11 protein-coding genes are annotated in these 8,244 nt (G+C 69.2%); 3 read left to right on the top strand and 8 right to left on the bottom strand.

What is annotated here, in order from left to right; genetic code table 11:
* The 3 genes from flgJ to flgL all read left to right on the top strand — a co-directional run.
* Positions 1-595 (top strand): flagellar assembly peptidoglycan hydrolase FlgJ (flgJ, locus tag E5198_RS19305; protein WP_136491559.1); only part of this gene is annotated, 595 nt, incomplete at its 5' end.
* 95 nt (positions 596-690) lie between these two features.
* On the top strand, positions 691-2,319 hold the full coding sequence (flgK, locus tag E5198_RS19310) for a flagellar hook-associated protein FlgK (RefSeq protein WP_136491560.1): 1,629 nt from the start codon (positions 691-693) through the stop codon (positions 2,317-2,319).
* 18 nt (positions 2,320-2,337) lie between these two features.
* Entirely contained in the window at positions 2,338-3,258 is a 921-nt protein-coding gene (flgL, locus tag E5198_RS19315) for a flagellar hook-associated protein FlgL (protein ID WP_136491561.1), read from the top strand.
* Between the two features lie 22 nt (positions 3,259-3,280).
* On the opposite strand, the gene fliR is transcribed toward flgL, so the two are convergent.
* The 8 genes from fliR to E5198_RS19355 all read right to left on the bottom strand — a co-directional run.
* Positions 3,281-4,069, bottom strand: coding sequence for a flagellar biosynthetic protein FliR (gene fliR / locus E5198_RS19320; RefSeq protein WP_136491562.1), 789 nt, complete (start codon positions 4,067-4,069; stop codon positions 3,281-3,283).
* A 1-nt stretch (position 4,070) separates the two neighbouring features.
* Positions 4,071-4,340, bottom strand: a complete 270-nt coding sequence (fliQ, locus tag E5198_RS19325; RefSeq protein ID WP_090347761.1) for a flagellar biosynthesis protein FliQ — start codon at positions 4,338-4,340, stop codon at positions 4,071-4,073.
* Between the two features lie 21 nt (positions 4,341-4,361).
* Positions 4,362-5,114, bottom strand: a complete 753-nt coding sequence (gene fliP / locus E5198_RS19330; protein ID WP_136491563.1) for a flagellar type III secretion system pore protein FliP — start codon at positions 5,112-5,114, stop codon at positions 4,362-4,364.
* The gene (fliO, locus tag E5198_RS19335; protein ID WP_136491564.1) at positions 5,111-5,521 is read right to left on the bottom strand and encodes a flagellar biosynthetic protein FliO; all 411 of its coding nucleotides are present in this window, start codon (positions 5,519-5,521) and stop codon (positions 5,111-5,113) included. Before fliO ends, fliP begins: the two co-directional genes overlap by 4 nt.
* Positions 5,518-5,994: a flagellar motor switch protein FliN gene (gene fliN, locus E5198_RS19340; protein WP_136491565.1), complete on the bottom strand. Its 477-nt coding sequence runs from the start codon at positions 5,992-5,994 to the stop codon at positions 5,518-5,520. The genes fliO and fliN overlap by 4 nt, the downstream gene beginning before the upstream one ends.
* Positions 5,987-7,039: a flagellar motor switch protein FliM gene (gene fliM, locus E5198_RS19345; RefSeq protein ID WP_136491566.1), complete on the bottom strand. Its 1,053-nt coding sequence runs from the start codon at positions 7,037-7,039 to the stop codon at positions 5,987-5,989. Before fliM ends, fliN begins: the two co-directional genes overlap by 8 nt.
* Positions 7,040-7,043: 4 nt before the next feature.
* Positions 7,044-7,535 (bottom strand): flagellar basal body-associated protein FliL, encoded by a 492-nt coding sequence (fliL, locus tag E5198_RS19350; protein WP_136491567.1) that lies wholly within the window; start codon positions 7,533-7,535, stop codon positions 7,044-7,046.
* A 118-nt stretch (positions 7,536-7,653) separates the two neighbouring features.
* On the bottom strand, positions 7,654-8,244 hold a 591-nt coding region (locus tag E5198_RS19355; protein ID WP_136491568.1), incomplete at its 5' end, for a flagellar hook-length control protein FliK.

The raw sequence follows: 8,244 nt of genomic DNA on the forward strand, positions 1-8,244 counted from the left end.
CGAGCGGCCGCTGGCGCGGCTCGAAACCGTCTCCCGCCCGTCGCCGGTGGCGCAGCGCAGCCTCGCGGCTGCCGAGATCGGGCAGCCGGAACAGGCCCGCGGCGAAGGCGGCGGGCATGTCGCGACCTTCGTCGCCCGCCTGCACGAGCCGGCACGCGCAGCCAGCCGCGCCAGCGGCGTGCCGGCCGAGCTGATCCTCGCCCAGGCGGCGCTGGAGACCGGCTGGGGCCGCCACGAGATCGCCACGGCCAGCGGCGGCAACAGCCACAACCTGTTCGGCATCAAGGCCGGCGGCAACTGGCAGGGGCCGACCACCGAAGTGCGTACCACCGAGTACATCGACGGTCGGCCGGTCAGCCGCATCGAGCGTTTCCGCGTCTACGAGTCCTTCGAGGCGGCCTTCACCGACTACGCCCGGCTGATCGGCGACAACCCGCGTTACGCCGGGGTGGTCGAGGCGCCCGACGCGGCCCAGGCGGCGCGTGCACTGCAGCGTGGCGGCTACGCCACCGACCCGGCCTACGCCGACAAGCTGATCGCGGTCATGGCGACCATCGCACCCTTCGATCCGGCCCGCCAGGTGGCGCAGCTCTGACCGGCGGGCGCCCTCGTGGCAGGAACTTGGCAAGGCGACTCAAGATCAGCGCGGCGCGGCCGATATCCCGAGCAAGGTTCAACAGGAACGGCTTCATGAGCATCTTTTCCATCGGCGTCAGCGGCCTGCAGACCGCGCAGACGGTGCTGGCCACCACCAGCAACAACATCAGCAACGTCTACACCCCGGGCTACAACCGCCAGCTGGCCCAGGTCGGCGAGCACTTCGCCGGAGGCGGCGTCGAGGTGGTGAACGTCGAGCGCCAGTTCAACCAGTTCGTCGCCAACCAGCTCAACCGCAGCAACGGCGTGGCCGGTGCGCTGAGCAGCTACCACTCCCAGGTCAGCCAGATCGACACCCTGCTGGCCGACCGCGAGGCCGGCCTGGCGCCGCTGATGAGCAGCTTCTTCTCCGCCCTGGAGGACGTGGTGGCCTCGCCGGCCGATCCGGCCGCCCGTCAGGGCGTGCTGGGCGCCGCGCAGACCCTGACCGGGCAGTTCCGCGCGTTCGAGGGCTACCTGAGCGACATGCAGACCAGCATCAACGGCCAGCTCAAGGATCAGGTCACCCAGATCAACAACACCGCCGGCCAGGTCGCCAACCTCAACCGCGAGATCGCCCTGGCCAGGGCCAAGACCGGCGAGGTGCCCAACGGCCTGCTCAACATGCGCGACCAGCTGGTCGCCGAGCTGAGCCAGCGCATCGACGCCCGGCTGACCGTCCAGGATGGCGGCAGCTACAACCTGACCCTCGGCAACGGCCTGAGCCTGGTCAGCGGCACCAACAGCTTCAAGCTCGAGGCCATGCGTTCCTCCGAGGATGCCAGCCGCTTCGTGGTCGGCTACCGCGATCCGGGCGGCAACCTGGTGGAGTTTCCCGACACCACCTTCCAGGACGGCGAGCTGGGCGGCCTGATGACCTTCCGCCGCGAGACCCTCGACCGCACCCAGGGCCAGCTCGGCCAACTGGCGGTATCCCTGGCGGTGGCCTTCAACCAGCAGCATGCCCAGGGCGTCGATCTCTACGGCGCGGCCGGCGGCGACTTCTTCACCATCGGTGCGCCGGTCAGCTTCAGCAACACCGGCAACCGCGGCGACGCCGTGCTCAGCGCCAGCTACGATCCGGCCGCGCTGGGCAGCCTCACCGCCAGCGACTACGACGTCAGCTGGAGCACGGCCGGCGGCTACAGCGTGGTGCGCCGCGACATCGGCACGGCGGTCGAGGCCAACTTCGACAGCGCCAACGGCACCCTGAGCTTCGGCGGCATGAGCGTGCAGATCAGCGGCACTCCGGCCGAGGGCGACCGCTTCCTGATCCAGCCGACCCGCGCCGCGGCGGCGCGCCTGGGCAACAACCTGACCGATCCGGCGCGCATCGCCGCCGGCCAGCCGGCAGGCGGCAGCGGCTCCGGCGACAACCGCAACGCCCTGCAGCTGCAGGCGCTGCAGACGCGCAGCGTGGTGGGCGGCCAGGCCACCCTGAGCCAGGGCTACGCGGCCATCGTCAGCGACATCGGCAACCGCACCAGCATTGCCGCGGCCAACCTCGACGCCCAGCAGGGCCTCAGCGAGCAGCTCAGCGCCCTGCAGCAGGCCGACTCGGGGGTCAACCTCGACGAGGAGGCCGCCAACCTGATCCGCTACCAGCAGTACTACCAGGCCAACGCCAAGGTCATCGAGATCGGCGCGACCGTTCTCGACACCCTGCTCGGCATCCGGGCCTGACCGACGGAGTAACGCGCGATGCGCATCAGCACCACCACCATGTACGAGCAGAGCCTCTCTGCGCTCAACCGCCAGCAGGGCGAGTTCCTCAAGACCGGCCTGCAGCTGTCCAGCGGCCGCCGTGTGGTCAACCCCTCCGACGATCCGCAGGCCGCCTCGCTGGCGGTGGGCGTCGAGCAGGCCAAGGCGGTCGACGAGCAGTACGCCAACGCCCGGGTCAGCGCGCGCAACAGCCTGTCCCAGGAGGAGAGCGTGCTCAGCAGCACCGCCGACTTCATCGTCCGTGCGCGCACCCTGCTGGTCCAGGCCGGCAACGGCACCCTCGGCGATGCCGACCGCAATGCCATCGCCCAGGAACTCAACGGCATCTACCAGGGGCTGGTCGGCCAGGCCAACTCCCGGGACGGCAACGGTCGCTACCTGTTCGGCGGCCATCAGGACGGCACTCCGCCGTTCGTGCAGGATGCCGACGGGCGGGTCAGCTACGTCGGCGACGAGGGCGTCAAGGCCCAGCACGTCGACTCGGCACGGATGATGCCCAGCACCGACAACGGCCGCGCGATCTTCGCCAGCGCCGAGGATGCCGACCTGTTCGGTGCGCTCAAGGACATGATCGACGTACTGTCCACTCCGGTGCAGGACGACGCCGGCCGCGCCAGCCTGCAGACGACCCTGGCCAAGGCCGGCGCCGCGCTGGACAAGGGTTTCGACAACGTGCTGTCGGTGCGCTCCACGGTGGGCGCCCGCCTCAACGAGCTGGACGTGCTCGACGTGGTCGGCAGCAACCGCATGCTCAACTACGAGCAGGTGCTCTCCGATCGTCTCGACCTCGACTACAACAAGGCGATTTCCGAGTACACCCTGCGCCAGGTCGGCCTGCAGGCAGCGCAGAAGGCCTTCGTCGACGTGCAGAAGCTGTCGCTGTTCCAGCAGATCTGATGGCCGGCGCTGGCGGACCCGTTCAGTTCGCCAGCGCCAGACTCGCCACCAGCTGGCGCAGGAACAGCAGGGCGTCGCCGAACAGCATCTCGAGGAAGCGCCCCAGGTCGTTCATCAGCACCATCAGCAGCACCAGGCCCACCAGCATGGTCAGCGGGAAGCCGATCGAGAACACGGTCAGCTGCGGCGAGGCGCGGTTGAGGATGCCCATCGCCAGGTTGATGGTCAGCAGCGCCGCCACCAGCGGCAGGGCCAGCAGCAGCCCGGAGGCGAAGATCACCCCGGCATGGCGGACGAGAATCTCGCCGGCGGCGAGATCCAGCGCCTGGCCGATCGGCAGGCTGGTGAAGCTGCCGGCGAGGATCTCCAGCACCAGCAGATGACCGTCCAGCGCCAGGAACATCAGCAGGCTGAGCATGTACAGCAGCCGCGAGAGGATCATGGTGTTGGTGCCGGTGTCCGGGGCGAAGAAGCTGGCGAAGCCCAGGCCCATCTGCAGGCCTATGATCTCGCCGGCGGCCTGCACCACGGCGAAGGTCACCCGCATGGTCAGGCCGATGGCGATGCCGATCAGCGTCTGCTCGAGAACGATGCCCAGGCTCGTCCAGGACACCAGCGGCACCGCCGGCAGCGGCGGCAGGGTCGGCCCGAGCAGCACCGCGAGCAGCACGGCCAGGCCGATCTTCGCCCGCATCGGGATGCTGGAATGGCCCCACAGCGGCGAGGCAGCGAGGAAGGCGCTCAGGCGCACGAACGGCCAGAAGAAGGCGGTCAGCCACTGCTGCAGCTGGGCGAAGTCGACCTCGACCATCTCAGCCGAGCATCAGCGGGATGTTGCCGAACAGCTCGCGGGTGAAGTCGACGATCAGCTTGATCATCCAGGGGCCGGCCAGCACCAGCACGGTGAACACCGCGAGGATCTTGGGGATGAACGACAGGGTCATCTCGTTGATCTGGGTGGCGGCCTGGAACAGGCTGATCAACAGGCCCACCAGCAGCGCGGTGAGCAGCAGCGGGCCGGCCATGAACAGGGTGACGCGCATGCCCTGATAGGCGAGGTCCATGACCGATTCGGGTGTCATCGCAGTGCCTCCGTGGGCGGATCAGGTATAGAAGCTCTGCGCCAGCGAGCCGATCAACAGCTGCCAGCCGTCCACCAGCACGAACAGCATCAGCTTGAACGGCAGCGAAATGGTCGCCGGCGGCACCATCATCATGCCGAGGGCCATCAGCACGCTGGCCACCACCAGATCGATGATCAGGAACGGGATGAAGATGGTGAAACCGATCTGGAAGGCGGTCTTCAGCTCGCTGGTGACGAACGCCGGCAGCAGCACTCGCATCGGCACCTGCTCCGGCCCCTGGATGTCGCCGACCTGGGCCAGGCGGGCGAACAGTGCCAGGTCGGTCTCGCGGGTCTGGCCGAGCATGAACTCGCGAAACGGCTGGCTGCCGGTGGCGATGAACTGCTCGAAGTTGATCTCGTCGCGGGAGAACGGCTGCCAGGCCTGTTCGTGCACCTTGGTCAGCACCGGCGACATGACGAAGAAGGTGAGGAACAGCGCCAGGCCGACCAGCACCTGGTTGGGCGGCGTCGACGGCGTGCCGAGCGCGGTGCGCAGCAGGCCGAGGACGATGATGATGCGGGTGAAGCCGGTCATCATCAGCAGCATGGCCGGCAGGAAGGCCATCGAGCTGAGCAGCAGCAGGCTCTGCAGGCTCAGCGACCACTGCTGGCTGCCGTCGGCCAGCGGCTTGCTGATCACCCCGGGCAGGCCGGTTTCGGCCAGGGCCAGGCCCGGCAGCAGGAGCAGCGCCAGCAGGGCCGGTAGGTGGCGACGCAGCGGACGGATCATGGCTGGCGCGCCGCTGCGCCGCCCAGGTTGTGCTTGAGTGCCTGGGCCAGGCGCGCGGCGAAGTTGCCGGCGGGCACGGCCGCGCCGGGCTGCGCGCTGGCGGCTGGCGGTGCCGGCAGCTCGTGCAGCTTGCTGATCTGCCCGGGGGTGACGCCGAGCACCAGCCAGGTTCCTTCGACCTCGACGATCACCACCCGCTCGCGCTGGCCCAGCGCGGTACTGCCGCGCACCCTGAGCGGCTGGCCGGGCAGCTGCTGGCCGGCGCTGAGGCGCCGCAGCAGCCAGCTGCACAGCAGGATCAGGCCGATCACCAGCAGCAGGGCGAGGCCGGTCTTGCCCAGCGCGGCCATGCCGAGCAGGGCGTCGCCGCTGCCGGCGGCCTGCTCGGCGGGAGCGATGCTGCTCATCGGTTGAGCTTCTGCACGCGTTCGGACGGGGTGATGATCTCGGTGATGCGGATGCCGTACTTGTCCTCCACCACCACCACCTCGCCCTGGGCGATCAGGTAGCCGTTGATCAGGATGTCCATCGGCTCGCCGGCCAGACCGTCCAGCTCGATCACCGAGCCCTGGGCCAGTTCGAGCAGCTGCTTGATGGTGATGCGCGTGCGGCCGAGCTCGACGCTGAGCTTGACCGGGATGTCCATGATCATCTCCAGGTCGCGCATGCCGGTGCTGCCGGGCCCCTTGTCCAGCGGCTTGAACACGCTTTCCCCGGCGCTCTTCACGCTGGCGGCCGGCGGCGTGGCGGCGGCCTGTTCGGCGAAGGCGGCGGCCCAGGGATCGTCCTCGATGGCCGGCGCAGCGGTGGTCTGCTCGGCCATGGCGCTGGCCCAGTCGGCGTCGAGACCGGATTGCTCGGGGGAGTTCGGATCAGTCATGGTTGGATTCCTTGGCCGCAGGCACGGCGCCCTTGGCGAACAGATCGGCGGAAGCCTTGGCTGAGGGCGGCGTGTGGTCGACCAGGCGGGTGACCCGCAGGGCACGCAGGCCGTTCTGGCTGCCGTATTCGCAGTGCATCACCGGCACGCCGTCGACCCGGGCGCTGACCTGCTCGGGCAGCTCGATGGGCAGCACGTCGCCGATCTTCAGCGCCATGATCCGCGCGATGCTGGTGGGGATCTCGACGAAGTCGGCGATCAGCTCCACCTGCGACTGGCGGATCTCGCCGGCAATGCGCTGGCTCCACTGGCGATCCTCGGCGGGATTGCTGTCGGTCAGCGGCCCGTTGAGCAGGTCGCGCAGCGGCTCGATCATGGAGTAGGGGATGCAGATGTTGAAGTCGCTGGCCAGGTTGCCGACTTCCAGGTGGAAGGTGGTGTTCACCACGATCTCGTTGGGCGAGCTGGTGATGTTGGCGAACTTGACCTGCATCTCCGAGCGCAGGAAGTCGATTTCCAGCGGATAGACCGCGCGCCAGGCGTCGGTGTAGGCCTCCAGCGCCAGCCCCAGCAGACGGCGGATGATGCGCTGCTCGGTGTTGGTGAACTCGCGGCCCTCGTTCTTGGTGAGGAAGCGGCCATCGCCGCCGAACAGGTTGTCGACCACCATGAACACCAGGCTCGGCGGGAACACCACCAGCGCGGTGCCGCGCAGCGGCTTCATGGCGATCAGGTTGAGGTTGGTCGGCACCGGCACGTTGCGGGCGAACTCGCTGTAGCTCTGGTAGCGCACGCTGTCCACGGTGATGTCGGCGCTGCGCCGGATCAGGTTGAACAGCGCCATGCGGAAGCGCCGGGCGAAGCGCTCGTTGATGATCTCCAGGGCCGGCAGGCGGCCGCGGATCACCCGCCGCTGGGTGGCCGGATCGTAGGGGCGCACGCGTAGCTGGACGGCGCTCTCGCTGTCCTGGGACTCGTCCTCGCCGGTGACGCCCTTGAGCAGGGCGTCGATCTCTTCCTGCGAGAGCAGATCGTTCTGGGCCATGGCGCTACTGCACGATGAAGTCGGAGAACAGCACGCCGTCGATCGCCAGCGGCGGCTGCGGGCTGGTCAGCGGGGTGCCGAACAGGGCGAGGATCTGCGCGGTCAGGGCGTCCTTGCCGGCCGGGGTTACCAGCTCGGCGGCCTTCTGGCTGGCCATCAGCATCAGCAGGCGGCTGCGTACCTCGGGCATGTGCTCCTTGAGCAGGGCCTCGGTGGCCTTGTCGCCGACCTTCAGCGACAGGCCGATGTACAGCAGGCGCTGCTCGCCCGGCTCGGCCTGCAGGTTGACGGTGAACGGGCTGATCGGCACGAACAGCGGCGTCGGCGACTTGACCGGCTCGCTGGGCGCGGCCTCGGCGCCGCCCGTCAGGCCGCTCAGCTTGCCGCTGCCCATCAGGAAGTAGATGCCTGCCGCACTGCCGCCCGAGCAGAGCAGGATCAGCAGGACGATCACCAGCCAGGGAGTGGATTTGCCGGTGGATTCGGGGTTGGCCATTGGGTGTGCGCTCGAGGGACGGATTACAGGGTGACGAGTATGGCGGCGGCGGACGGGGCTCGATGGGCCGAAAAAGCCAGCCAATCGAGCCTATCTTCAGGCTTTGCCGTCAGCCGGCTCAGGCGTACAGGTCGACCTGGCCGAGCAGGGCTCGCTGCGCTGCCTGCACGCGCGGCTCGTCGCCGCCGTCGGCCACGGCGGCAGTGCCGGCGCTCTGGCGATTGCCCGCGCCGCTGCCGGCCTGCTGGTCGCCCTGCGGCTGGTGCTGCGCGCCCACCGAGGTTTCGCCCAGGCTGATGCCCTGGGCCGCCAGGGCCTCGCGCAGCTGCGGGATGGCCTGTTCTACGGCGGCGCGCACCTGCGGATGGGCGGAGAGGAACTGCGCCTGGGCGCCCAGCTCGCCGAGCCTGAGGCTGACCGACAGCGGTCCCAGCTCGCTGGGGTGCAGGTGCAGCTCGATCTGCTGTTCGCCGCGTTGGTGCAGGCCGATCAGCTGCAGGCCGAGATCCTGCTGCCATTCGCGGCTGGCCAGCGGGGCGCCGAGGGTGACCGGCGCGGCGGCGCCCGACGCAGCGGCGCCCGGCGCTGCCGATGGAGTGGGCTGTGCCTGGGCTGCGCCGGGCGCCGTCAGGCCGAACAGCTGGCCGTCGCTTGCCGGGGCATCGCCGGTGGCGGCCAGGCTGGCGAAGGCTTCGGGTTGGGCTTGCTC

Origin of the sequence: Pseudomonas sp. A-1, from assembly GCF_004801855.1 — a bacterium.
GTDB lineage: Bacteria > Pseudomonadota > Gammaproteobacteria > Pseudomonadales > Pseudomonadaceae > Geopseudomonas.

What these genes read in the sequence shown, in the direction of transcription:
- flgK (WP_136491560.1), top strand. Translation starts at nt 691, where the DNA reads ATGAGCATCTTTTCCATCGGCGTCAGCGGCCTGCAGACCGCGCAGACG.
- flgL (WP_136491561.1), top strand. Translation starts at nt 2,338, where the DNA reads ATGCGCATCAGCACCACCACCATGTACGAGCAGAGCCTCTCTGCGCTC.
- fliR (WP_136491562.1), bottom strand. Translation starts at nt 4,069, where the DNA reads ATGGTCGAGGTCGACTTCGCCCAGCTGCAGCAGTGGCTGACCGCCTTC.
- fliQ (WP_090347761.1), bottom strand. Translation starts at nt 4,340, where the DNA reads ATGACACCCGAATCGGTCATGGACCTCGCCTATCAGGGCATGCGCGTC.
- fliP (WP_136491563.1), bottom strand. Translation starts at nt 5,114, where the DNA reads ATGATCCGTCCGCTGCGTCGCCACCTACCGGCCCTGCTGGCGCTGCTC.
- fliO (WP_136491564.1), bottom strand. Translation starts at nt 5,521, where the DNA reads ATGAGCAGCATCGCTCCCGCCGAGCAGGCCGCCGGCAGCGGCGACGCC.
- fliN (WP_136491565.1), bottom strand. Translation starts at nt 5,994, where the DNA reads ATGACTGATCCGAACTCCCCCGAGCAATCCGGTCTCGACGCCGACTGG.
- fliM (WP_136491566.1), bottom strand. Translation starts at nt 7,039, where the DNA reads ATGGCCCAGAACGATCTGCTCTCGCAGGAAGAGATCGACGCCCTGCTC.
- fliL (WP_136491567.1), bottom strand. Translation starts at nt 7,535, where the DNA reads ATGGCCAACCCCGAATCCACCGGCAAATCCACTCCCTGGCTGGTGATC.